This is a genomic window from Pantoea stewartii subsp. stewartii (assembly GCF_008801695.1).
Lineage (GTDB): Bacteria > Pseudomonadota > Gammaproteobacteria > Enterobacterales > Enterobacteriaceae > Pantoea > Pantoea stewartii.
Genome location: NZ_VZPF01000061.1, coordinates 1 through 23574, shown reverse-complemented (window position 1 = coordinate 23574; position 23574 = coordinate 1). Strand labels below are relative to the sequence as shown.

Genomic DNA, 23574 nt, shown 5'->3' with positions numbered 1-23574 from the left:
CCGCTGCCTGTAACAGGCTGATTAGGTTGATAATGCATGATGTGCCCCTGGAGGTTAAGGCACTGACGGCACCACCCGTTGCAGCCAGGACTTGTCAGTCATGAAACGCATCTTTCACAGCACGGTGCGGCCTCAGAGCACATCAACATCAACCTGGAAAAGCATAACAAAAACACTGTATAAATAAACAGAAAAATACAATGATTGCGAGCGAAGCCTCAAACCAATCCAGTCAGAGCGTACAATAAAGCATCACCTGCTTGCACCATGCCGGATTAATTCGTATAGTTCAAAACGTTGATAATGCATGATGTGCACCGCACGCAATCGTGCTGACGTAAACAAAAAACCTCGCCTCACCCGCGGGGTTTTTTGTTGTCTGCGCCAGAGAATAAACGGCGGTTATGCCTGCTCCAGCGCCGCCTGCGCCACGGCCATAAACTGTTTTACCCTGTCCCGATCCACATCATTCCACCAGACGCCGTCCACCTTGAGCGCACTGGCCACAATCACGCCCTGGGTGCGCCCCAGAATCTGGCAGACATTGGCGGGCGTGACGCCCGAACCCACCAGCAGCGGTAAGGCGGTGGCGGCGCGGATCTCGTCGATTTCGTCCAGCGTGGCGCTGTCGCCGGTACGCTGTCCGGTGGCGATAACCGCGTCGGCTTCAAAGAAATCAACGTCGCGGGTCAGTTCCTGAATGGAGCGGTCGGCGACTATCGCATGGCTGCCGTGTTTAACGTGGCTGTCGGCAAACACCCGAATATGTTCGGCACGTAGCTGGCTGCGGTAGCGCAGCGCTTTGGCGGCGGCCCCTTCAATAAAGCCTTCGTTGGCAATATACGCATTCGCCCACTGGTTGACGCGGATAAAATCCGCCCCGCCCGCCAGCGCGGTGGCAAAGGCAGGCAGCGCGGCATTCGCCAGCACGTTAATACCCAGCGGTACGCCGAAACGTTCGCGCACTTTTTCCGTAATTACCGCCATGAATGCCGGGGTTTCCGGACCAATATCCTCGGGTTTTGAAAAGGGAATATCGCCATGATTTTCCACGATCAGGCCGTGAACACCGCCGAGAATATAGTTTTCGGCATCACGTAAGGCGCGCTCAATGATCGCGCTGACGGATTTGCCGCGATATTTTGGCGAGCCCGGAAACGGGTCACAGTGAATCACGCCAATAACGGCTTTGGAGCGGGAAAATATCGCTTGTATTGCGTCATTTTTTTCTGCTGATATAGCAACCATCGCGTCTTTATCCTGTTCAGGAAAACACTATGCGTGTTTATGTGGCTGGTAATATTACTGTCGATGAAACCTGGTCTGTCACGGATATTCCGGCTAAGGGCGCCTCTGTGCATGGTTATCACCGTTCGCAGGATATCGGCGGTAAAGGTGCGAATCAGGCGATCGTATTATCCCGCTGCGGCATCGAGACGGTTTTACTTGCCGCGACCGGTCATGACAGCAAAGGAAACTGGATCCGTCAGCAGCTTATAAACGAGCCGGTGACGTTACTGCCTGCACAGCCTGTTGCGGCCCTGAGCGATACCTCACTTATTTTAAACAGCGCCGACGGCGATAACGCCATTATTACCAGTACAGCGGCGGCTGAGGCGCTGGATATCGCGACGCTCAGTCACCATCTTGCCGGCGCGCGTCCGGGCGATCTGCTGGTCCAGCAGGGTAATTTCTCGCCCGGGAAAACCCACGCGCTGTTCAGCCTGGCGAAATCCCTTGGTCTGATCACCGTCTTTAATCCCTCGCCGGTGCACGCCGGTTTTCGCGCGTGCTGGCCGCAGGTGGATATCGCGGTAGTGAATCAGCATGAAGCCCAACAGTTAGCACCCGGCGCCGTTAAAACGTTAGTGGTTACTCACGGCAGTGCCGGGGCCTGGCTGATTCAGGGCGAGCAGCGGACGTTTTGCCCGGCGCAGGTCGCTCATGCCGTGGATACCACCGGTGCAGGCGATACCTTTCTTGCCGTGATGCTGGCATCCGCACTCCTCCGTGGGGGCGAGATTGATAAGTTAGCACTTACTCACGCCAGCAAGGCTGCCGCGCTGACCGTCAGTCGGCATGGCACACGTCAGGCCTTTCCCACCGCAGAGGAGCTCGCCGCGCTGCTCCAGGCAGGCGGCGAGTCAGCGGTTATTTAAACATCGCGCGATAGCTGTCCACGTTAGCTTTGGTCACTACCGTGGCCGGTACCAGAATGGTTTTCGACACGGTTTTGCCTGCGGTAATCGCGTTCAGGGCCTTCACCGCCTCTTCACCCATCTTTTTCGGGTCCTGTTGCAGGACAGCCGTGACATACCCGCCATCGATGCCGCTGATAGCTTTGGAGGTCAGATCCCAGCCAAAGACTTTGATGTCTTTCTGGCGGCCCTGGTTTTCCACCGCCGCAATCGCGCCCAGCAGGGCCGGTTCGCCGGTCGCGTAGATGGCGGTTAAATCCGGGTTGCCGGTGATCAGGTTTTCTGCCGCCGTCATCGCCGTATCCTGCACGTTCTGGCCATCAACCACATCCGCGACGGTGATGCCTGGATTGCTTTTGATGGTTTCTTCAAACCCTTTTTGACGCTGGTTCTGCACGGCTGAATTCAGCGCGCCCACAATGCCCAGTCGCGCTTTGCCGCCCATATTTTTCGCCACGTAGTCGACAAAATATTTACCAATAATTTTGCCGCCTTCCAGGTTATCCACGCCCACCTGTGCCGCCTGTGGGCCCGCCGGTAATACCGCATCAATCGCAATGACCGGTATTTTGGCGGCGGCCGCTTCTTTAATGGCCGGCATAATGCCGTTGACGTCAATCGCGTCCACCATAATGCCCTTCACGCCCTGCTGAATATAATTTTCGATCGCGTCGTTTTGCGATACGGGATTATCGTTGGCGTTAAAGATCACTAAATTTTTACCGCTGGCTTTCGCGGCTTCCTGTGCGCCCTGATTCATCTGATTAAAAAACAGGGCCTGCTGATTAATCTGAACCAGCGCATACGTCGTGGCGGCGTGCGCCAGTGAAAATAACGAACCCGCAGACAGTAAGCCGGTAGCCAGCGCAACCGCGCGCAGTTTTCTGGTGTTAAATGCCATCATCATAAAATTCCTCGTCGGGAATGTGCGATAACCAGTCGATCTCCGCATCGTAATGCAGAGGGATTATTGTTGGCGGGCAAATATCGTCTTAATGGCTGATTCAGCCAGGACCTGAATAACCGACTTTCTGTTCGCCGTCCATTATGGTGAACTTGTGAAAGGGATTAATCGGGTTTGGGAGTGACTCCCGGGTCATGCGGTAAACTGTCTCTACCATTCGCTTCCGGCAAAATTTTGTCAAGCGATTATTTTATCGTCAGCGGTCAGGGAAAACACTGTATTCGCTGCGCGTAACTGTGTTACTGATAGCCGATTCCGGGCAAGATGGCAGATGATATGAGTAAAAAACGGGTGTTGTTATCCGACGTCGCAGCGCTGGCCGGGCTGTCAAAAGCGACCGTATCCCGCTATATGAATCAAAGCATTATGCTGCCGCAGGAAACCATCGACCGGATTGAAGCGGCGATTCGTCAACTGGATTATCGCGGCAACAGCCTGGCACGCCGTCTGAGCAAGGGCGGCAGCGAAACCTTAGGGCTGGTCTTGCCCGATATTACCAACCCCTTCTTTGCCGAACTGGCCGATGCCGCCGAAGAAGCCGCCTCGGCCCACGGCTACAGCCTGGTGCTGTGCCTCACCCGCAACCATCCTGACAAAGAGAGCCAGTTTATTCGCTGGCTGGATACCTGCCAGGTGGATGGCCTGCTGTTTACCACTAACCATCCTGATAAAGGCCTGTTACGCAAAGAAATTAACCGCCACCAGCGCATCGTACTGCTGGATGAAGACATTCCCGGCAGCGTGGTGCCCAAGGTCTTTGCCGATAACGTGCAGGGCGGCCGGATTGCCACCGAAAACCTGATCGCCGCCGGTCACCGCCATATCGCCTTTGTCGGCGGGCCGGATGAGCTGATGAGTGTGCGCGAACGCTATCAGGGCTTTTGCACCGCCATGACGCAGGCGGGCCTGCACGTGCCGCCCGAATGGGTGATGTACGGCGAATACCAGCGTGAATTCGGTGAGCAGGCGCTGGAACGGCTGTTCAGCCGCGATGAGCGCCCTACCGCTGTCTTTGCCGCCAGTGATTATCTGGTGCTGGGACTGCTGGATGGCCTGCGCGCACGCGGACTCACAGCCCCTGAGGCGCTGTCGCTGGTGGGCTTTGATGACGCGACCTATGCCGACTTTACCCAACCGCGCATTTCTACCATCCGCCAGCCCGCGCGGGAACTGGGCCGCACGGCGGTTCACATCATGTTGCGCATTCTGAATGACGACCTCGCCGTGCCCGCCGAAACCCGCCTGCCGGTGGAATGGGTGGCGCGCGATTCGATACAAATGTGTTAACAACGTCCCAAAATGGCGCAAAAGTGCACAGTTTTAGCGCAAATAACGCGCTTTTTAATTTCACAGCGTTATAGTGAGTAAACCGGTTTACCTGAAATTAACATTTAAATGTTTTGCATTACAAAAGGTTAGACCGTGAATGTCGCGCCTGTTCCCAGGCTGGCACGGAAGCTGCAATGTCGTACCCGGCAAACAAATATCGTTGTAGCGCGGCGGATTCCCGCCGCTGCCATATCGAGATGGTGTATCAGGACCTGTCGCTGTGCGACACCGTCGATGTGGCGGGCAACCTGTTTATGGGACGTGAGCCGATGAAGTCGATTCTCGGCATTCCGTTTCTGGACGAAGAAAAAATGCACGCAGATGCGCGGGAAATGCTGAAAGGCCTGGGCATTTCAATCCCCGACACGCGCTTACTGGTGCGCAATCTCTCCGGCGGTCAGCGCCAGGCGATTGCCATTGCGCGCGCCGCCGCCTTCGATCCCAAAGTGCTGATTATGGATGAACCCACCGCCGCGCTGGCCGTCGCCGAAGTCGAGGCGGTGCTGGAGTTGATCCGTCGGGTCTCGGCGCGTGGCGTGAGCGTCATCCTGATCACCCATCGCTTACAGGATCTGTTCCTGGTGTGCGATCGCATCATGGTGATGTACGAGGGCACCAACGTAGCGGAGCGCCGCGTGGCCGACACGGATCTGACCGAGATCGTCAATTTGATCGTGGGTGAGAAGTTTGTCGCCCGCTCGGCCGCCGCGCACTGAGCGAGGTAACAGGATGACTATTATGAATCTGAGCAGTTCCCGTATGGCGCAACACTCGTTGCCGCGCCGCCTGCTGCACAACCACTCTGGCGTGGTGAGCATCGCGCTGTTTTTTGTGTTCTGCTGCGTGGTGTTCTCCCTGATCACCGGCAACTTTCTCAGCAGTGCTAACTGGCTGAATATCATTCGCCAGAGCGCGCCGCTGCTGATCGTCGCCACGGCGATGACGCTGGTGATCACCACGGGCGGCATCGATCTTTCCGTAGGATCGACGCTGGCGCTGGTCGGCGCGTTGTCCGCTATCGCGCTGAATAACTGGGGCCTGCCCTGGCCGGTGGTGTTGCTGGGTGGCCTGCTGCTGGGCGCGCTGGTAGGAGCCATCAACGGCTTCTTTATCGCCTATGAAGGCATTCCGGCCTTTATCGTCACGCTGGCGACGCTGGCGGTGGTGCGCGGCGTGGCGCTGCTGATTACGCAGGGCTATTCCATTCCCATCCCTGCCGACAGCCCGTTCGCTTTTATGGGCCGCGCCTGGGTACTGGGCGTGCCGATGCCCGCGCTGATCGGCATCGTGGTGCTGATCGTCGGCCATATCGTGCTGAATCATATGCGCTTTGGTCGCTATGTCACGGCGATTGGCGCGAATGCGGAAGGCGCGCGCCGGAGCGGGATTAACACCAAAGCCGTGACCATGAAGGTCTACATCATCAGCGGCATGGCGGCGGCGCTGGCGGGCATGATCATCACTGCGCGTCTGGGCAGCGGCTCCTCCAACCAGGGCGAAGGCTTCGAGTTACAGGTTATCGCTGCGGTGGTGCTGGGCAGTACCAGCCTGTTCGGTGGTTTCGGTACCGTTATCGGCACGCTGCTCGGCGCGCTGTCGATTGCTATCATCCAGAACGGCCTGATTTTGTCGCATATCTCCCCGTTTTATACGCAGATCGCCACCGGTACGATTATTTTGCTGGCCATCTGGCTGAACACCCGCATTCTCAACCCGACGCGATCGGCGGCGAAAGGATAGTTGATGAAACATTCTATTTTTCGCCATCCCGATCCGCTGCCGCTGGGCATCAACAGCGGCTATGTGATGACCGTACTCGGTCCGCTACCGGTGAGTGAAATGGGCGTGACGCTGATGCACGAACATATTCTGCTGGATGCCTCCGGCAAGTGGGTGCCGCCCTGCTGCTGTGGCGATCGTCACCTGGCGGAAATGCCGGTCAGCATCGAAAACCTGGGCGAGCTGTCGCTTAACCCGCTGATCAGCCGCGATAACTGTCAGCTGTTTGATGTGGATTTGGCGATTGAAGAGCTGATGAAGTTTCGGGCACTGGGCGGCGAGACGGTGGTGGATCCCACCAATATCGGCATTGGCCGTGACCCGAAAGCGCTGCAGCGCATCGCGCGCCTGACCGGACTGAACATCATTATGAGCACCGGGCTGTATCTGGAGCCATCTCATCCGGACTGGGTCAAAACGATCAGCATCGAAGCGCTCGCTGACAAGCTGATTTACGACCTGGGCGGCCGGGAAGAGAAACCCGAGGTGCTGGCCGGTTTGATCGGCGAAATCGGCGTCTCCAGCCGCTTTACTCCCAACGAGGAGAAATCCCTGCGGGCCGCGGGCCGCGCCAGTGCCGCGACACGGATGCCGGTTGAGGTGCATCTGCCCGGCTGGGAGCGATTAGGCCATCGGGTGCTGGATATTCTGGAAGAAGAAGGCGCTGACCTGCGTCACGTGGTGCTGTGCCATATGAACCCCAGCTTTGCCGATAAGCGCTACCAGCGCGACCTGGCGCAGCGCGGCGCCTTTCTGGAATACGACATGATCGGCATGAGCTATTACTACGCCGATGAGTCCGCGCAGTCACCATCCGATGAAGAGAATGCCCGCGCCATTCGCGAGCTGATCGATGACGGCTTTATCGAACAGATTTTGTTATCGCAGGACGTGTTCCTGAAAACCATGCTGACCCGCTACGGCGGTCACGGCTATGGCTACATCCTTAAACATTTTGTCCCGCGCCTGAAACGCCACGGCGTCAGCGGCGAACAACTTGAAACCTTACTGATTGCTAACCCACAGCGCGTTTTTGGTGGGTAAGGGAGAAGCGTAATGCAGAAGAAAATTTTACTGGTCGGGGAATCCTGGACAAGCACATCCGTTCACGTCAAAGGCTTCGATCAGTTTGCCACCGCCACCTGGCACAATGGCGCAACCGACTTTATGGCGGCGCTGGCCGACAGTGATTATGCCATTACCTACATGCCCGCCCATGCCGCCGCGACCGAGTTTCCGCTGACGCCTGCCGGGCTTCAGCAGTGGGATGCGATTATTCTGTCCGACATCGGCGCCAATACGTTGCTGCTGCACCCGGATACCTGGCTGAAGAGCCAGCGCACGGCAAACCGCCTGACGCTGATCCACGATTACGTGGCGGCGGGCGGCGCGCTGATGATGATTGGCGGCTACTTCAGTTTTCAGGGCATCAACGGCGGCGCGCGCTATCACAACACGGCGGTCGAGAAGGTGCTGCCGGTGCGCTGCCTGGCCTGGGATGACCGCATCGAAACGCCCGAAGGGGCCTATCCCAGCGTGACCGAATCTCACGCGCTGTTTACCGATATGCCGGGCGACTGGCCATGGTTACTGGGCTATAACGAAGTGGAAATGCACCCGGAAGGTAAACTGCTGGCGACCATTGCCGGAACGTCACATCCGCTGCTGGCGGTGCGCGAATATCAACAGGGCCGCTCGCTGGTCTGGACCAGCGATATGTCTGCCCACTGGCTGCCGCAGGAATTTGCTCAGTGGCCGGGTTATCGCCAGCTGTGGATCAACTGCCTGGACTGGTTAACGGTGCGCGGCTGATGAGCGAGAGCCAGACACTGGCGCAGCAGCTGTTGCGCTTTGACACCATTAATCCGCCGGGCAACGAAGCAGCCTGCATGCACTTTCTGGCGGACTGGCTGGCGGAACGGGGCTTTGACGTCACCCTGTCCACCTTCGGCGAAAACCGCCTGAACCTGATGGCCAGCCTGCCTGGCCGGCAGCCCGGACCGCAGCTGGGATTTACCGGCCATCTGGATACGGTTCCGCTCGGCAATGCCGACTGGCAGCACGACCCGTTCGGTGAAATCGTCGGGGATAAACTGTATGGGCGCGGTTCGAGTGATATGAAGGCCGCCGTTGCAGCCTTTGCCGTCGCCTGCGTTACGCACCAGCAGGCGATTCGACAGGGTTCCGGCGTGGTGATGTTGATTACCGGCGGCGAAGAAACAGGCTGCGATGGTGCGCGGGCGCTGATCGACAGCGTTGACCTGCCCGAAGTGGGCGCGTTGATCGTCGGCGAGCCCACCGCCAACTATCCGGTTATCGGCCACAAAGGCGCACTCTGGCTGCGCTGTGAAACCCGGGGCAAAACGGCCCACGGCGCGATGCCGGAGCTGGGTATCAATGCCATTTATCTGGCGGCGGACGCGCTGGGCAAAATTCAGCATTTCTCACCCGGCGCGCCGCATCCGCTGATGAAGCAGCCGACCCTCAACGTCGGCCGCATCGTGGGCGGCCTGAACATTAACTCCGTGCCCGATCACACGCAGTTTGACGTGGATATCCGCAGCGCCCCCAATCTGCAGCACGCCACCATTCGTCAGCAGCTCACAACGTTACTGGGCGACAGCGTAACGGTGACCACGCTGGTGGATCTGCCCGCGGTGCTGAGCGAAGACAATCAGGCCTGGATTCAGTCGGTTTATCAGCACTGCCAGCCGTTACATAATGCCCCGCTGACACCGCGCATTGTGCCCTACTTCACCGATGCGTCCTTGCTGCTGCCCGCGCTGGGCAATCCGCCCTGTATTATCCTCGGCCCCGGCGAGCCGTCGATGGCGCACCAGACCGATGAACACTGTCTGCTGAGCCGGTTAGCGGAAGCGGAGGTGCTGTATGGTGCGTTGATTCACGACTGGATGACGTGATGAAGAGATGATGCATGCGCGGAGCGGCGTCAGCCCCGCTTTCCTGAGGCTTAATCTTTTCCTGCACGGCGGGCTTTTTCACTTCAAACCTTTCCGCCTTTACGCTGCGCCGACACGGCCTGATATCGACGTAAAAGCCATCAGGGATTTCCCATCTATAATGATTGCGGTGTTTCAGGCCAGAGAGAACATGATGAGACGGCGAGCATGCGTGATAAAGCGTTATGTGTCTGCATATCCGGATCCCCTTTTCGTGGAGGCAGGCGACGTCGCGGTGGTCAGCCACTGTGATCTGGCATGGCGAGGCTGGCTGTGGATAATTTTGCCCGGTGGAAAAGCAGGCTGGGCACCTCAGCAATACTTTTCGCTACGTAGTCCAAATCAGGTTATCTGTCGGCAAACCTACAGTGCGCAGGAACTGACGGTCAGTCCCGGTGAGCAGGTGAGCGTAACGACATCGCTGAACGACTGGTACTGGGCTGAACGCGCATCGGGCGAGTGCGGCTGGGTGCCTGGGGAATGCATCAGGCTGTTGGATGACTGAACGATGCGTAGTAGCTGCAAACAAAAAGGCCGCCCGAAAGGCGGCCTTTTTCACGGCAGGCGATTAGCGCCGTTTTACCAGCATAAACAGACTGATGGCAAAGAAGACGAAGCTTGGCAGTATCGCGCCGAAAATCGGCGGCAGGCCGTAGACCAGGCTGAGCGGGCCGAAAATCTGGTCCAGCACATAGAACAGAAAGCCGAAGCTGATGCCGGTCACCACGCGAACGCCCATTGAAACGCTGCGCAGGGGGCCGAAGATAAACGACAGCGCCATCAGCATCATCACCGCAACTGACAGCGGCTGGAAGATCTTGCTCCACATGTTCAAGCGGTAACGACCCGATTCCTGGCCGCTCTGCTTCAGGTATTTACTGTAATCGTAAAGGCCGCTAATCGAGAGCGCATCCGGATCCAGCGCCACCACGCCCAGCTTGTCAGGCGTCAGGTTTGTTTTCCACTCGCCGCCCAGGCTTTGTGAGCCGGTAATTTGTTTGGGATCGGTGAGGTTCGATTCATCCACCTGCGACAGCACCCACAGCTTTTTGTCTTTATCCCATTTGGCCGAGGCCGCGTAGCGGACATTCTCTAAGCGGCGCGCGTCGTTGAAGTTATAAATACTGACGCCATCGATCTCATCGTCGCCTTTAATGCGCTCAATGTAGATAAAGCTGTTGCCGTCTTTTGCCCACAGACCGTTTTGTGTTGAAACCAGCGCGCCGCCGTAGAGCTGCTGCGCGCGGAAATTACGCGCCATCTGCTCGCCCTGCGGGGCAACGAACTCGCCGATAGCCATGGTCAACAGGACCAGCGGAATCGCCGTTTTCATCACCGACAGCGCCACCTGCATGCGGGTAAAACCCGCCGCCTGCATCACGACCAGCTCACTGCGCTGCGCCAGCGTTCCCAGTCCCAGCAATGCGCCTAACAGGGCGGCCATCGGGAAGAAGATTTCGATATCTTTTGGCACGCTCAGCAAGGTGTAGTAGCCCGCATCCAGCGCGCTGTATGCACCCTGCCCGGTCTTACGCAACTGATCGACGAACTTGATGATGCCGGACAGCGAGACCAGCATAAACAGCGTGAGCAGAATAGTATTAAAGATGGTTTTACCAATGTAGCGATCAAGAACGCGAAACATCAGATCGATCCTCCGCGTGAAAAGCGCGCGCGAATCCGGCGCGCAGGCACCGTATCCCACAGGTTAAGCACAATCGCTAACGCCAGGTAGCTGAGGTTAACCACCCACATCCAGATGGCCGGATCCAGGCGGCCTTTGGCTCCACTTGAACGCAACGAACTCTGCAGCAGGAAGAAGATCAGGTACAGCAGCATGGCGGGCAGCATGGACAGTACGCGCCCCTGACGTGGATTGACTACGCTGAGTGGTACCACCATCAGGGCCATCACCAGCACAGAGAACACCAGCGTCAGACGCCAGTGAAACTCGGCCTTAAATTCCGGCGTGTTGTTAGCGTAGAGCGTACTCAGGGGAGCCTGATCCACATCGTTAGGATCCAGCGTCGCCTGTTTATAGCCTATATAGGCCTGGTAGTTGATGAAATCCGTAATGCGGAAATCACGTAACAACGCTGTGCCCTCAAAGCGAGTACCTTTATCCAGGGTGACGATCTGCGAACCGTCTTTTTCCTGTTGCATATGGCCGCTGTCGGCCAGCACGACGGACGGGCGGGCATTGCCTTTTGGCCGTAGCTGCGCCAGGAAAACATGGCCGAAATGGTTGCCTTTTACGTCTTCCACGAACAACACATTATTGCCGTCGCTGGAGGTCTGGAACTGCCCGGCCGCCATGGCCGCTGCGCCGGGGTTGGCCTTGGCGTTTTGCGTAACCTGATCCTGATAACGTGACGACCAGGGGCCGAGCCAGATGACGTTAATCGCGGCCACAATCGACGTGAACAGCATCAGAATCATCGCCGCTTTAACCAGCACCGCTTTGCTCAGCCCGCAGGCGTGCATCACGGTGATTTCACTTTCCGTATACAGCCTTCCCAGCGTCATTAAAATCGCCAGAAACAGGCTAAGGGGCAGAATAAGTTGCGCCATTTCAGGCACACCGAGTCCTAACAGCGTCAGAACAAGGTTTGTCGGCACTTCGCCATCCACCGCAGCCCCTAAAATCCTGACCAACTTCTGGCAGAAGAAGATCAACAACAGGATAAACAGGATAGCCAGCTGGCTTTTGAGCGTTTCCCGAACCAGATATCTAATAATGATCACGCTTAATACGCCTGTGAAAACTTGTCTTTTTGCAGGAAAATCGCTAATTTCAACGCTTATTAGCCATTTTTCTTCATAAATGGCCGAAGCCAGCGCTAAAAATGTATACGAATTGCATGTGGGTGGTGAAAAAACAACACGTTGTCACCCTGATTCATTACGACCGTCGACAGCATGCTAGCATGTTGCACCGATTAATAAATGAGTCATGAATGCGCTACATTCTAGCGGCAGCTACGGCTGTTGTCTTTAAGATTCAGGAGAGTGCATGGAGTTCAGTGTAAAAAGCGGTAGTCCGGAAAAACAGCGCAGTGCATGCACTGTAGTTGGTGTTTTCGAACCGCGCCGTCTGTCACCGATTGCCGAGCAGCTGGATAAAATCAGCGATGGCTATATCAGCGCCCTGCTGCGCCGCGGTGAGCTGGAAGGTAAAGTGGGTCAGACGCTGCTGCTGCATCATGTGCCGAATATCCTGTCAGAACGTATTTTGCTGATTGGCTGCGGCAAAGAGCGCGAGCTGGATGAGCGTCAGTACAAGCAGGTGATTCAGAAAACCATTAACACGCTGAATGACACCGGCTCGATGGAAGCCGTGTGCTTCCTGACCGAACTGCACGTCAAAGGGCGCAACACCTACTGGAAAGTGCGTCAGGCTGTCGAAACCTCTAAAGAGGCGCTGTATAACTTCGACCAGTTGAAGAGCAACAAAGCCGAACCGCGCCGTCCTTTGCGCAAGCTGGTGTTTAACGTGCCGACCCGCCGTGAGTTAACCAGCGGAGAACGGGCGATTCAGCACGGTCTGGCCGTTGCGGCGGGCGTGAAAGCGGCCAAAGATCTGGGCAACATGCCGCCAAATATCTGTAATCCGGCTTACCTGGCTTCTCAGGCGCGTCAGCTGGCGGATGCCTACAGTAAACACATCTCAACCCGCGTGATTGGCGAGCAGCAAATGAAAGAGCTGGGCATGAACGCCTATCTTGCCGTCGGGGCCGGTTCGCACAATGAATCCCTGATGTCGGTGATTGAGTACAAAGGCAACCCGGATACCGATGCACGCCCCATCGTGCTGGTCGGTAAAGGGCTGACCTTCGACTCCGGCGGTATTTCTATTAAGCCTGCGGACAGCATGGATGAAATGAAGTACGACATGTGCGGTGCGGCATCCGTTTATGGCGTGATGCGCATGGTCGCCGAGCTGAACCTGCCGCTGAACGTCGTGGGCGTACTGGTCGGCTGTGAAAACATGCCGGACGGCAAATCCATGCGCCCGGGCGATGTGCTGACCACCATGTCTGGCCAGACCGTTGAAGTGCTGAATACCGATGCCGAAGGTCGCCTGGTGCTGTGCGATGCCCTGACCTACGTCGAGCGTTTTGATCCGGAAGTGGTCATCGACGTGGCGACGCTGACCGGCGCCTGCGTGATCGCGCTGGGCCATCACGTCAGCGGCCTGCTGTCGAACCACAACCCGCTGGCCCATGAGCTAATCAGCGCGTCAGAACAGTCGGGCGACCGCGCCTGGCGCCTGCCGATGGCCGATGAGTACCAGGAACAGCTAGAATCCAATTTTGCCGATATGGCCAACATCGGTGGCCGTCCGGGCGGCGCGATTACCGCCGCTTGCTTCCTGGCGCGTTTTGCGCGCAAATATAACTGGGCGCACCTGGACATCGCCGGCACCGCGTGGCGCTCCGGCAAGGCCAAAGGGGCCACCGGCCGTCCGGTGCCGATGCTGTCACAGTTCCTGCTGAACCGTGCAGGTCTGAACGGCGACGACTAAACGCCCGGGCAACCGAACCAACCGGGGTGGACGCCATGTCGCCCCGCTTTTCTTTTAGCAGGCAATTCGATGAAAAACGCAACCTTCTACGTGCTGGAAACCGATGCATCCCGCGACGGCTTAACCGCTGTGGAAGCGCTGGTATGCGATCTGGCGGAAACACGCTGGCGGGCCGGTAAGCGAGTGCTCATCGCCTGTGAAGATGAGCAGCAAGCCATTCGGCTGGATGAGGCGCTCTGGCAGCGCCCTGCCAATGCCTTTGTGCCACATAACCTGGCTGGCGAAGGCCCGCGCTACGGCGCACCGGTCGAGCTGGCCTGGCCGCAGCGTCGGGGCAATTCACCGCGCGACCTGCTGATCAACCTGCTGCCGCAGTTTGCAGATTTTGCTACTGCTTTCCATGAAGTGATAGACTTCGTTCCTTATGAAGAATCGCTCAAACAGTTAGCGCGCGATCGCTATAAAGCCTATCGCAGCGTTGGCTTCCAATTGAATACGGCAACGCCACCACAGCCGCAAACGACATAGCAGAAATGGATAAGACATATAACCCGCAAGATATCGAGCAGCCGCTTTACGAGCACTGGGAAAAGCAGGGCTACTTCAAACCGAATGGCGACACCAGCCAGGAAAGCTTTTGCATCATGATCCCGCCGCCGAACGTCACCGGTAGCTTGCACATGGGTCACGCCTTCCAGCAAACCATCATGGATACCATGATTCGCTACCAGCGCATGCAGGGCAAAAATACCCTGTGGCAGGCCGGTACCGACCATGCGGGCATCGCCACGCAGATGGTGGTTGAGCGTAAGATCGCCGCAGAAGAAGGCAAAACCCGTCAGGATTACGGTCGTGATGCCTTTATCGACAAAATCTGGCAGTGGAAAGCCGAATCCGGCGGCACCATTACCCGCCAGATGCGCCGCCTGGGCAACTCTGTGGACTGGGAGCGTGAACGCTTCACCATGGATGAAGGCCTGTCCAATGCCGTAAAAGAAGTGTTTGTGCGCCTGTACAAAGAGAACCTGATTTACCGCGGCAAGCGCCTGGTGAACTGGGATCCGAAACTGCGCACCGCGATCTCTGACCTGGAAGTGGAAAACCGTGAGAGCAAAGGCTCCATGTGGCACATCCGCTATCCGCTCGCCAACGGCGCCAAAACCGCCGACGGGAAAGATTATCTGGTTGTCGCCACCACGCGTCCGGAAACGCTGCTGGGCGATACCGGCGTGGCCGTGAACCCGGACGATCCGCGTTATAAAGATCTGATCGGCAAGTTTGTCATGCTGCCGCTGGTTGATCGCCTGATCCCAATCGTGGGTGACGAGCACGCGGATATGGAAAAAGGCACCGGCTGCGTGAAAATCACCCCGGCGCACGACTTCAACGACTATGAAGTGGGCCGTCGTCATAAGCTGCCGATGATCAACATCCTGACCTTTGACGGGGATATCCGTGAAAGCGCGCAGGTTTACGATACCAACGGCGAAGCCAGCACCGTCTACAGTGACGCGATCCCGGCTGCGTTCCAGAAGATGGAACGTTTTGCGGCGCGTAAAGCCATCGTGGCTGCGGTGGACGAACTGGGCCTGCTGGAAGAGATCAAACCACACGATCTGACCGTTCCTTACGGCGACCGCGGCGGTGTGGTCATCGAGCCGATGCTGACCGACCAGTGGTACGTCCGCACGGCACCGCTGGCAAAAGTAGCCGTTGAAGCCGTTGAGAACGGCGATATTCAGTTTGTACCAAAACAGTACGAGAACATGTACTTCTCCTGGATGCGTGACATTCAGGACTGGTGTATTTCCCGTCAGCTGTGGTGGGGTCACCGCATTCCGGCCTGGTACGATAACGACGGCAACGTTTACGTTGGTCGCACCGAAGACGAAGTGCGTAGCGAAAACAACCTGGCCGCCGATGTGGCGCTGCGCCAGGACGACGACGTACTGGATACCTGGTTCTCTTCAGGTCTGTGGACGTTCTCAACGCTGGGCTGGCCGGAAAACACCGAGGCCCTGCGGACCTTCCACCCGACCAGCGTGCTGGTCAGTGGCTTTGACATTATCTTCTTCTGGATTGCCCGCATGATCATGCTGACCATGCACTTCATCAAAGATGAAAACGGCAAACCGCAGGTGCCGTTTAAAACCGTCTATATGACCGGTTTGATCCGCGATGAAGAAGGCCAGAAGATGTCCAAATCTAAGGGCAACGTGATTGACCCGCTGGATATGGTTGACGGCATTTCGCTGGAAGATCTGCTGGAAAAACGCACCGGTAACATGATGCAGCCGCAGTTGGCCGAGAAAATCCGTAAGCGAACCGAGAAACAGTTCCCGAACGGTATTGAGCCATCCGGTACCGATGCGCTGCGCTTTACGCTGGCCGCGCTGGCATCAACCGGTCGTGATATCAACTGGGACATGAAGCGCCTGGAAGGTTATCGCAACTTCTGTAATAAGCTGTGGAACGCCAGCCGCTTTGTGCTGATGAACACCGAAGATCAGGATTGTGGTCAGAATGGTGGCGAGATGACGCTGTCGCTGGCCGATCGCTGGATTCTGACCGAGTTCAACCATACGGTGAAAGCTTACCGTGAAGCCCTGGACAGCTATCGCTTCGATATCGCCGCCAACATTCTGTATGACTTCACCTGGAACCAGTTCTGTGACTGGTACCTGGAGCTGACCAAGCCGGTGATGAACAGCGGCAGCGAAGCAGAACTGCGCGGTACGCGCCATACGCTGGTTCATGTACTGGAAGCGCTGCTGCGCCTGGCGCATCCGATCATTCCGTTCATCACGGAAACCATCTGGCAGCGCGTCAAAGGCCTGAAAAATATCAGCGATGACACCATCATGCTGCAGCCGTTCCCGCAGTTTGATGCGGCGAAAGAAGATGCCGACGCCAAAGCCGACATTGAGTGGATGAAGCAGGCGATCATCGCGGTGCGTAACATCCGTGCGGAGATGAACATCGCGCCGAGCAAGCTGCTGGATGTGCTGCTGCGTGACTGCTCGCCGGCGGCCCAGCGCCGCGTTGAGGCCAACCGTAACTTCCTGTCGCGCCTGGCGCGTCTGGAAAGACTGACCATTCTGCCTGCGGGCGAGAAAGGGCCGGTTTCGGTGACCAAAATTGTCGAAGGCGCCGAGCTCCTGATCCCGATGGCGGATCTGGTGGATAAAGCCGCCGAGCTGGAACGTCTGGCGAAAGAGCTGGTGAAACTCGATGTTGAAATCGAGAAGATTCAGACCAAGCTGGCCAACGAAGGCTTTGTGTCCCGTGCTCCGGAAGCGGTCGTCGCCAAAGAGCGTGAACGCGTTGCCGACATGGAACAGTCCAAAGCAAAACTGATTGAACAGCAGGCGGTGATTGCGGCATTGTAATGCGTCGTAGTCCGATAGCTTGAACCTGAAGCCGGGCTTTGCCCGGCTTTTTTATTGCGCTGACTTTGTACCGGAATCCTGATGAGAACCACTGCCGATATTCAGCTGCGGCCCATTATTGCCGCCGACAATCTCCATATCGCCCGGGTCATCCGCGACGTCTCTGCGGAATTTGGCCTGACGGCGGATAAAGGCTACACCGTTGCCGATCCTAATCTGGACCAGCTGTTTGAGCTGTACAGCGCTGAACACAGCGCTTACTGGGTGGTGGAACATCAGGGGAAGGTGATGGGCGGCGGCGGCATTGCCCCGCTCGCCTGCAGCGCGCCGGATATCTGTGAACTGCAAAAGATGTATTTCCTGCCCGCTATCCGCGGCTTCGGCGTGGCGCGCGAACTGGCGCTGTTAGCCATGGATCATGCGCGCCAGCGGGGCTTTCGTCGTTGCTATCTGGAAACCACCGGCAGCCTGACGCGCGCCATTAAGCTTTATGAATCGCTGGGCTTTGCGCGTATCGACCATGCGCTGGGCTGCACCGGCCATGGCGACTGCGAGTTCAGGATGCTGAAAACGCTGTAACGTCGTCAAAAAGCCGGGACGCCGCTGTGAAAGCGCAGCTCCGTGTCCGGCTCACTAATCAGCCTGGCCTCCGCTTCACCCATCGCCCGTACGCGCGCCGTAATGTCTTTGGGTGATATCTGTGCCGCCAGCGCCAGGTAATCCTGGTAATGGCGGGCTTCAGAACGCAGCAGCGAGATATAAAACTTCTCTAGTTCACTGTCCAGGAAAGGCGCCAGGCTGGCAAACCGTTCGCAGGAACGCGCTTCGATATAGGCACCGCAAATCAGCTTATCCACCAGCGTATCGGGTTCGTGCGTGGTCACTTCGCGTAGCAGCCCTTTGGCGTAACGACTTGAGGTGATTTTCTCGTACACCAGGCCGCGCGACTGCATAATTTCCCACACCTGGTAAAAGTGATGCAGCTCTTCTTTAATCAGCAGCACCATTTTCTCTACCAGATCGTCCGCCCACGGCAGCGCATTGCGTACGATGATCGTTTTAGTCAGATTTTTATGGGCGTTAATAAAATCGCTGTCGCCGTCTTCGCGAAAGATAAAATTCTCGTAAGGCCGCAGCCACGCCAGAATCCGGTCTCCACTTGGCTTGTCGGCGACATATTTGCGAATCAGCCAGACGGCGGTCTGTGCGGCTTTCAGTTCACACACCAGGTGGTCGGTCAGGAGCAGCGTGAGGTTTTCAGGTTTGCGCGCTTCATCAATCCAGGCCTGCGGCGTGCGGCAGTGTAAAAATTGCTGTATCGGTTCAAGTAAGGGTGCGTAATTCATGAATGTCAGACAGGGCCGGAAAACAGAAAAGGCGGAGCAGACTCCGCCCTCGTCAGATTAGTGGCGAATGCCGTTATCGTCTTCGTCGATGACATCGCCATCGTCTTCATCGTCATCCTGGGCATTCGGATCTTCAAAGTAGGTGCCCCAGCCGTCGTAGTCGACGTTATATTTTGCCACCAGATTCACCAGCTGCTCTACCTGCGCGTCGATCAGCTCCGCTTTCAACGCGCCTTCGCTGAGAATGTCCACGCACATGACGGTGGTGCCGTCTTCCAGCTCCAGCTCTTCCGGCTCGGTGACTTCATAGCCCAGCTTAAACGCGTCCACCGCCGCTTTTTCCAGCGAGTCAAAGTTGTTACAGGAGAGATGGTGCTCAATGGTATAGAGCGCATCGGGATCGCTGCCATCCTCTAACAGTTCTTCGATGATCAGCCGCGTCTCTTCACGCTGCTCTTCCAACAATGCTTCAAATGCCATGGCGATATCCTCTCTGAGTTCGGCAATAAGTCATTATTTTCCCATACTGCCTGTCGCGCCACTACACAAAACAGAAAAGATTATTCTCGCCAGGGTTGAAAATGCATATTCATACGGTTAAATTGAATTTTAATTCATTACGAAACCCGTACCGGAGTGCTGTATGAGTCAGTTGTATCATCGTCATTTTCTCAGGCTGCTGGATTTTACCCCGGCCGAGATCGATTACCTGCTTGCCCTGTCTGCCGAATTAAAACACGCCAAAAAAACCGCCAGCGAAACCCAATACCTGAAAGGCAAAAACATCGCGCTCATCTTCGAAAAAGACTCGACCCGTACCCGATGCTCTTTCGAAGTTGCCGCCTACGATCAGGGAGCTAACGTCACGTATCTTGGCCCGAGCGGCAGCCAGATCGGCCATAAAGAGTCGATGAAAGACACCGCGCGCGTGCTGGGCCGCATGTACGACGGCATTCAGTATCGGGGTTACGGTCAGGCACTGGTGGAAACGCTGGCCGAGCACGCGGGCGTGCCGGTCTGGAACGGCCTGACCACCGAGTTTCACCCTACCCAGTTGCTGGCTGACCTGCTGACCATGCAGGAGCATCTTCCCGCTACACCGCTGAATAAGATGACGCTGGTATACGTTGGCGATGCCCGCAATAACATGGGCAACAGCATGCTGGAAGCCGCCGCGCTGGTCGGGCTGGATCTACGCATGGTTGCGCCACAAAGCTGCTGGCCGGAAGCCGGGCTGGTCGCAGAATGCCGTCAGGTCGCCGAAAAGACCGGCGGTAAAATCACCCTGACGGCGGATATTGCCGAGGGCGTAAAAGGTGCCGACTTTATCTATACCGACGTCTGGGTTTCCATGGGCGAAGCCAAAGCGGTGTGGGAAGAACGGATTGCCCTGCTGCGCGACTATCAGGTGAACCGTGCGATGCTGGCGCTGACCGGCAACCCGGCGGTGAAATTCCTGCACTGCTTACCGGCTTTCCATGACGATCAGACCACGCTGGGCCGCCAGATGGCAGAACAGTATGGCCTTAAAGACGGCATGGAAGTCAGCAATGAGGTCTTTGAGTCGGCACACAGCATCGTGTTTGACCAGGCTGAAAACCGGATGCACACCATCAAAGCGGTAATGGTTGCCACGCTGGGACAGCGCTAATCAGACAGACGCAAACGGTTACCTGCCGCGCGATTTTTCCTTGATGCCAACCCGCGATGGCGTATAATGCGCCACAATTTGCCGGAGGAAACATGCAACAGCATCGTGGACAATGTGACGCGCTATCTCGCCTGACCGCAGGCGGCACCGCTGTTTCTTTCCGTCATCGAACCGATCTCAAAAAAGCCCCTTTCTAAGGGGCTTTTTTTTGTCCGCAATCCGGCCGCGCAGAGGAGAGAGCTATGGCTAACCCGCTATATCGCAAGCACATCATTTCAATTAACGATCTCAGCCGCGACGAGCTGGAGCTGGTGCTGCATACCGCCGCCCGGCTCAAAGCCAACCCTCAGCCGGAACTGCTGAAACACAACGTGATCGCCAGTTGCTTCTTTGAAGCCTCTACCCGCACCCGGCTGTCGTTTGAAACCGCCATTCATCGCCTGGGTGCCTCTGCCGTCGGCTTTGCCGATGGCAGTAACACCTCGCTGGGCAAGAAGGGGGAAACCCTGGCGGATACCATTTCCGTCATCAGTACCTATGTGGACGCAATTGTGATGCGTCATCCGCAGGAAGGGGCAGCCCGACTGGCCACGGAGTTCTCCAACGGCATTCCCATTCTGAACGCGGGCGACGGCGCGAATCAGCACCCAACACAAACGCTGCTGGACCTGTTTACTCTCCACGAAACCCAGGGTCGTCTCAGCAATCTGAACGTAGCCATGGTGGGCGATCTCAAATATGGCCGTACCGTTCACTCGCTGACCCAGGCGCTGGCCAAGTTCGACGGCAACCGCTTCTTCTTTATCGCGCCGGATGCGCTGGCAATGCCTGCCTATATCACTGATATGCTGGACGAGCAGAATATTGCCTGGTCGCGCCATGACAGCTTTGAAGAGGTCATGCCTGAGCTGGATATTCTCTATATGACCCGCGTGCAAAAAGAGCGGCTCGATCCCTCAGAATATGCCAACGTCAAAGCCCAGTTTATTTTACGGGCAGCCGATCTGGCCGGAGCCCGCGATAACATGAAAGTGCTGCATCCGCTGCCCCGTATTGATGAAATTACCCCTGACGTGGACACCACGCCGTACGCCTGGTATTTCCAGCAGGCAGGTAACGGTATTTATGCGCGCCAGGCCCTGCTGGCGCTGGTACTGAACAGCGACATCGCCCTGTAAGGAGTGAACAATGAGCCACGATAACAAACTGCAGGTCGAAGCCATCAAAAACGGCACGGTTATCGATCATATCCCGGCGCAGGTGGGCTTTAAGCTCCTGTCGCTGTTTCGCCTGACCGAAACTGACCAGCGCATCACTATTGGTCTGAACCTGCCGTCAGGTGAAATGGGCCGTAAGGACCTGATCAAGATCGAAAACACCTACCTGACCGACGATCAGATCAATCAGCTGGCGTTCTATGCGCCGCATGCGACGGTCAATCGCATCGACGACTATGAAGTGGTGGCCAAGATCGCCCCGGCGCTGCCGGATCACATCGATCGGGTGCTTACCTGCCCGAACAGCAACTGCATCAGCCGCAGCGAGCCGGTGTTCTCCAGCTTCGCCGTTAAGCACCGCGCCGATGAAGTGCACCTGAAGTGCAAATACTGTGAGAAAGAGTTCGCCCGCCATGTCGTGCTGGGCCACTTTTAATCGTCCCGGGCGCGCCTATAATGGAACGCGTTCTGTTGCGGGCGGCATCGTTGCTGCCCCGGCCTTACTTTAAGGAGAAATGATGTCTCGTGAAATCAGTACGGAAAAAGCCCCTGCGGCCATTGGCCCTTACGTACAGGGCGTTGATCTCGGCAACATGATCATCACCTCGGGCCAGATTCCCGTGAACCCGGCCACCGGTGAGGTCGCCGATGATGTGTCTGCGCAGGCACGTCAGTCGCTGGAAAACGTGAAGGCAATCGTGGAAGCGGCGGGACTGACGGTAGGCGATATCGTTAAAACCACCGTGTTCGTGAAAGATCTGAATGACTTTGCGACCGTAAACGCCACCTACGAAGCGTTCTTTACTGAGCACAAGGCAAACTTCCCGGCGCGCTCGTGCGTGGAAGTCGCCCGTCTGCCAAAAGATGTGAAGATTGAAATCGAAGCGATTGCACTGCGTCGCTGATAAAACGCGTGCGCACCGGGTGCGCACGCGGCTTTCGGTCTGCCATCAAGCCTGGAATTTGCCCTGCTTACCGCCAACCGTTCACGGTGTGATCAGCCTTAAAAGCTTTGCCAGTTATCCTGTCCGCCTGTCGCCAGAGCCATTACGGGTTTGGGCGCAACAACGGCTGTGGGTTGACGCTGAGGCGTCACATCAGCCGCCTGCTGGCCCGCGAGCGTAAACCTGCGTACAAGCGCAGCCAGGCCGTCGGCCTGCTCCTGTAGTGAGAGCGATGCAGCCGAGGCTTCTTCCACCAGGGTCGCATTCTGCTGGGTCACGTCGTCCATCTGATTGACCGCCTGATGCACCTGCGCGATCCCCTGGCTCTGCTCTGTGGCCGCAGCGGCGATTTCGTTAACCAGATCGGTAACCTGACTGACCGCACCGCGCATCGTCTCCATATTCTGATTCACGTTATCCGCCTGCGACGTTCCCGATTCAATCAACGCATTCGACGACTGAATCAGCGTTTTGATTTCACGGGCGGCGGTGGTGGAACGCTGCGACAAATTGCGCACTTCCCCTGCCACGACCGCAAAGCCGCGCCCGTGTTCGCCGGCTCGCGCCGCTTCAACCGCCGCATTCAACGCCAGAATATTGGTCTGAAACGCAATGCCTTCAATCAGGGTGATAATGTCGCCCACCTTGCCCGCGCTGTCACGGATCGACGTCATGGTATCCAGCATGGTAGTGAGTGCCGCAGAGCTGGTTTCGGAGAGGTTACGCGTATTTTCGGCCAGATTGCTCGCCTGGCGCGTGTTGCCGGCGGTCTGTCTGACGGTTTCGCTGATTTGCGTCATGCTGGCAGCCGTTTGCTCCAGCGAGGCAGCCTGCTCTTCTGTGCGGGCAGACAAATCCTCATTCCCTGCCGCAATCTGTGCCGACGCACTGCTGACGGACTGCGAGGCACTGCTGACCGCATACATTGCGGACGAAATACTTTCCATAAGACGATTATAAGAACGCGCCATGACACCGACTTCATCACGGCGGCTGTCATCGGCCTTCAGGGAAAGATCAAGCGTATTGCTGGCGCGTTCCATCAGCCCGCCCATGGCATTCAGGCTGCGGCGGACGCGCATGATGGTCAGTATCGTCAGCATCCCCAGGCCAGTAATCGCCAGGGCAATACCGGCGGCCATGCCCTGAGGGATCCCCACAAATTGACGCTAATAAACCAGCACCATTTTGTGGTAAACCCTTGTTAAATTGTTAAGAACGTCCTTCAGGGATATTCGCCTGAGCATTAGCGGAGAATGCCGTAAAATATTC

Annotated in this window: 21 protein-coding genes and 2 pseudogenes; 16 read left to right on the top strand and 7 right to left on the bottom strand. The window is 56.9% G+C overall.

Features of this window, described 5'->3' with window-relative positions; genetic code table 11:
• Positions 1–402: 402 nt before the first annotated feature.
• Positions 403–1248, bottom strand: a complete 846-nt coding sequence (locus tag F7Q90_RS17545) for a BtpA/SgcQ family protein (protein ID WP_006121812.1) — start codon at positions 1246–1248, stop codon at positions 403–405.
• 29 nt (positions 1249–1277) lie between these two features.
• Between F7Q90_RS17545 and F7Q90_RS17540 the strand changes: the two genes are divergently transcribed.
• A complete protein-coding gene (locus F7Q90_RS17540) occupies positions 1278–2159 on the top strand; it encodes a PfkB family carbohydrate kinase (RefSeq protein ID WP_006121811.1) in 882 nt (293 codons plus the stop codon).
• Here the strand turns inward: F7Q90_RS17540 and F7Q90_RS17535 are convergent.
• Positions 2152–3102: an ABC transporter substrate-binding protein gene (locus F7Q90_RS17535; protein ID WP_006121810.1), complete on the bottom strand. Its 951-nt coding sequence runs from the start codon at positions 3100–3102 to the stop codon at positions 2152–2154. The genes F7Q90_RS17540 and F7Q90_RS17535 overlap by 8 nt on opposite strands.
• Positions 3103–3426: 324 nt before the next feature.
• Between F7Q90_RS17535 and F7Q90_RS17530 the strand changes: the two genes are divergently transcribed.
• The 7 genes and pseudogenes from F7Q90_RS17530 (at position 3427) to F7Q90_RS17500 (ending at position 9735) form a co-directional block, all read left to right on the top strand.
• Complete coding sequence (locus tag F7Q90_RS17530; RefSeq protein ID WP_006121809.1) at positions 3427–4449, top strand: LacI family DNA-binding transcriptional regulator; 1023 nt, start codon at positions 3427–3429, stop codon at positions 4447–4449.
• Between the two features lie 212 nt (positions 4450–4661).
• Positions 4662–5207: pseudogene (locus tag F7Q90_RS17525) on the top strand (ATP-binding cassette domain-containing protein); the annotation flags it as partial.
• Between the two features lie 22 nt (positions 5208–5229).
• On the top strand, positions 5230–6231 hold the full coding sequence (locus F7Q90_RS17520) for an ABC transporter permease (protein ID WP_161784121.1): 1002 nt from the start codon (positions 5230–5232) through the stop codon (positions 6229–6231).
• 3 nt (positions 6232–6234) lie between these two features.
• Positions 6235–7314: a phosphotriesterase family protein gene (locus F7Q90_RS17515; protein ID WP_006121806.1), complete on the top strand. Its 1080-nt coding sequence runs from the start codon at positions 6235–6237 to the stop codon at positions 7312–7314.
• A gap of 12 nt (positions 7315–7326) precedes the next feature.
• Positions 7327–8082 (top strand): glutamine amidotransferase, encoded by a 756-nt coding sequence (locus F7Q90_RS17510; RefSeq protein ID WP_006121805.1) that lies wholly within the window; start codon positions 7327–7329, stop codon positions 8080–8082.
• Positions 8082–9191: a M20 family metallopeptidase gene (locus F7Q90_RS17505; protein WP_044242973.1), complete on the top strand. Its 1110-nt coding sequence runs from the start codon at positions 8082–8084 to the stop codon at positions 9189–9191. The genes F7Q90_RS17510 and F7Q90_RS17505 overlap by 1 nt, the downstream gene beginning before the upstream one ends.
• Before the next feature lie 160 nt (positions 9192–9351).
• Positions 9352–9735 carry an SH3 domain-containing protein gene (locus F7Q90_RS17500; protein WP_332460186.1) on the top strand — a complete coding sequence of 128 codons (384 nt, stop codon included), beginning with the start codon at positions 9352–9354 and terminating at the stop codon, positions 9733–9735.
• Between the two features lie 63 nt (positions 9736–9798).
• Here the strand turns inward: F7Q90_RS17500 and lptG are convergent, their stop codons facing one another.
• A complete protein-coding gene (gene lptG, locus F7Q90_RS17495) occupies positions 9799–10875 on the bottom strand; it encodes an LPS export ABC transporter permease LptG (RefSeq protein ID WP_006121802.1) in 1077 nt (358 codons plus the stop codon).
• Positions 10875–11975, bottom strand: coding sequence for an LPS export ABC transporter permease LptF (gene lptF, locus F7Q90_RS17490; RefSeq protein WP_006121801.1), 1101 nt, complete (start codon positions 11973–11975; stop codon positions 10875–10877). The genes lptG and lptF overlap by 1 nt, the downstream gene beginning before the upstream one ends.
• A 268-nt stretch (positions 11976–12243) precedes the next feature.
• Here lptF and pepA point away from each other — a divergent pair, with 268 nt between their 5' ends.
• The 4 genes from pepA (at position 12244) to F7Q90_RS17470 (ending at position 17723) form a co-directional block, all read left to right on the top strand.
• Positions 12244–13755, top strand: coding sequence for a leucyl aminopeptidase (gene pepA, locus F7Q90_RS17485; RefSeq protein WP_006121800.1), 1512 nt, complete (start codon positions 12244–12246; stop codon positions 13753–13755).
• A gap of 69 nt (positions 13756–13824) precedes the next feature.
• Entirely contained in the window at positions 13825–14283 is a 459-nt protein-coding gene (locus F7Q90_RS17480; protein WP_006121799.1) for a DNA polymerase III subunit chi, read from the top strand.
• A 5-nt stretch (positions 14284–14288) separates the two neighbouring features.
• On the top strand, positions 14289–17144 hold the full coding sequence (locus tag F7Q90_RS17475; RefSeq protein WP_006121798.1) for a valine--tRNA ligase: 2856 nt from the start codon (positions 14289–14291) through the stop codon (positions 17142–17144).
• Between the two features lie 81 nt (positions 17145–17225).
• Positions 17226–17723 carry a GNAT family N-acetyltransferase gene (locus F7Q90_RS17470; RefSeq protein WP_006121797.1) on the top strand — a complete coding sequence of 166 codons (498 nt, stop codon included), beginning with the start codon at positions 17226–17228 and terminating at the stop codon, positions 17721–17723.
• A gap of 5 nt (positions 17724–17728) precedes the next feature.
• Here F7Q90_RS17470 and miaE read toward each other — a convergent pair whose 3' ends face one another.
• Together miaE and rraB are read right to left on the bottom strand one after the other, a co-directional pair.
• Positions 17729–18490: a tRNA isopentenyl-2-thiomethyl-A-37 hydroxylase MiaE gene (miaE, locus tag F7Q90_RS17465; RefSeq protein WP_006121796.1), complete on the bottom strand. Its 762-nt coding sequence runs from the start codon at positions 18488–18490 to the stop codon at positions 17729–17731.
• Positions 18491–18547: 57 nt separating this feature from the next.
• The gene (rraB, locus tag F7Q90_RS17460; protein ID WP_006121795.1) at positions 18548–18970 is read right to left on the bottom strand and encodes a ribonuclease E inhibitor RraB; all 423 of its coding nucleotides are present in this window, start codon (positions 18968–18970) and stop codon (positions 18548–18550) included.
• Positions 18971–19133: 163 nt separating this feature from the next.
• Between rraB and argF the strand changes: the two genes are divergently transcribed.
• The 4 genes from argF to ridA all read left to right on the top strand — a co-directional run bounded on the left by argF (position 19134) and on the right by ridA (position 22263).
• Positions 19134–20141: an ornithine carbamoyltransferase gene (gene argF, locus F7Q90_RS17455; RefSeq protein ID WP_006121794.1), complete on the top strand. Its 1008-nt coding sequence runs from the start codon at positions 19134–19136 to the stop codon at positions 20139–20141.
• A gap of 242 nt (positions 20142–20383) precedes the next feature.
• Positions 20384–21319 (top strand): aspartate carbamoyltransferase, encoded by a 936-nt coding sequence (pyrB, locus tag F7Q90_RS17450; protein WP_006121792.1) that lies wholly within the window; start codon positions 20384–20386, stop codon positions 21317–21319.
• A gap of 10 nt (positions 21320–21329) precedes the next feature.
• Positions 21330–21794 (top strand): aspartate carbamoyltransferase regulatory subunit, encoded by a 465-nt coding sequence (gene pyrI, locus F7Q90_RS17445; RefSeq protein ID WP_006121791.1) that lies wholly within the window; start codon positions 21330–21332, stop codon positions 21792–21794.
• 82 nt (positions 21795–21876) lie between these two features.
• A complete protein-coding gene (gene ridA / locus F7Q90_RS17440) occupies positions 21877–22263 on the top strand; it encodes a 2-iminobutanoate/2-iminopropanoate deaminase (RefSeq protein WP_006121790.1) in 387 nt (128 codons plus the stop codon).
• Positions 22264–22361: 98 nt separating this feature from the next.
• Here the strand turns inward: ridA and F7Q90_RS17435 are convergent.
• A pseudogene (locus F7Q90_RS17435) lies at positions 22362–23447 on the bottom strand (methyl-accepting chemotaxis protein); the annotation flags it as partial.
• Between the last annotated feature and the right edge of the window lie 127 nt (positions 23448–23574).

Excerpts from the sequence above, each read along its gene's own strand:
- ridA (WP_006121790.1), top strand. The coding sequence starts at position 21,877 with ATGTCTCGTGAAATCAGTACGGAAAAAGCCCCTGCGGCCATTGGCCCT.
- F7Q90_RS17520 (WP_161784121.1), top strand. The coding sequence starts at position 5,230 with ATGAATCTGAGCAGTTCCCGTATGGCGCAACACTCGTTGCCGCGCCGC.
- rraB (WP_006121795.1), bottom strand. The coding sequence starts at position 18,970 with ATGGCATTTGAAGCATTGTTGGAAGAGCAGCGTGAAGAGACGCGGCTG.
- F7Q90_RS17530 (WP_006121809.1), top strand. The coding sequence starts at position 3,427 with ATGGCAGATGATATGAGTAAAAAACGGGTGTTGTTATCCGACGTCGCA.
- F7Q90_RS17470 (WP_006121797.1), top strand. The coding sequence starts at position 17,226 with ATGAGAACCACTGCCGATATTCAGCTGCGGCCCATTATTGCCGCCGAC.
- pyrB (WP_006121792.1), top strand. The coding sequence starts at position 20,384 with ATGGCTAACCCGCTATATCGCAAGCACATCATTTCAATTAACGATCTC.
- F7Q90_RS17480 (WP_006121799.1), top strand. The coding sequence starts at position 13,825 with ATGAAAAACGCAACCTTCTACGTGCTGGAAACCGATGCATCCCGCGAC.
- lptG (WP_006121802.1), bottom strand. The coding sequence starts at position 10,875 with ATGTTTCGCGTTCTTGATCGCTACATTGGTAAAACCATCTTTAATACT.
- F7Q90_RS17540 (WP_006121811.1), top strand. The coding sequence starts at position 1,278 with ATGCGTGTTTATGTGGCTGGTAATATTACTGTCGATGAAACCTGGTCT.
- pyrI (WP_006121791.1), top strand. The coding sequence starts at position 21,330 with ATGAGCCACGATAACAAACTGCAGGTCGAAGCCATCAAAAACGGCACG.
- miaE (WP_006121796.1), bottom strand. The coding sequence starts at position 18,490 with ATGAATTACGCACCCTTACTTGAACCGATACAGCAATTTTTACACTGC.
- pepA (WP_006121800.1), top strand. The coding sequence starts at position 12,244 with ATGGAGTTCAGTGTAAAAAGCGGTAGTCCGGAAAAACAGCGCAGTGCA.
- F7Q90_RS17475 (WP_006121798.1), top strand. The coding sequence starts at position 14,289 with ATGGATAAGACATATAACCCGCAAGATATCGAGCAGCCGCTTTACGAG.
- F7Q90_RS17505 (WP_044242973.1), top strand. The coding sequence starts at position 8,082 with ATGAGCGAGAGCCAGACACTGGCGCAGCAGCTGTTGCGCTTTGACACC.
- F7Q90_RS17545 (WP_006121812.1), bottom strand. The coding sequence starts at position 1,248 with ATGGTTGCTATATCAGCAGAAAAAAATGACGCAATACAAGCGATATTT.
- F7Q90_RS17500 (WP_332460186.1), top strand. The coding sequence starts at position 9,352 with ATGATTGCGGTGTTTCAGGCCAGAGAGAACATGATGAGACGGCGAGCA.
- F7Q90_RS17515 (WP_006121806.1), top strand. The coding sequence starts at position 6,235 with ATGAAACATTCTATTTTTCGCCATCCCGATCCGCTGCCGCTGGGCATC.
- argF (WP_006121794.1), top strand. The coding sequence starts at position 19,134 with ATGAGTCAGTTGTATCATCGTCATTTTCTCAGGCTGCTGGATTTTACC.
- F7Q90_RS17510 (WP_006121805.1), top strand. The coding sequence starts at position 7,327 with ATGCAGAAGAAAATTTTACTGGTCGGGGAATCCTGGACAAGCACATCC.
- F7Q90_RS17535 (WP_006121810.1), bottom strand. The coding sequence starts at position 3,102 with ATGATGGCATTTAACACCAGAAAACTGCGCGCGGTTGCGCTGGCTACC.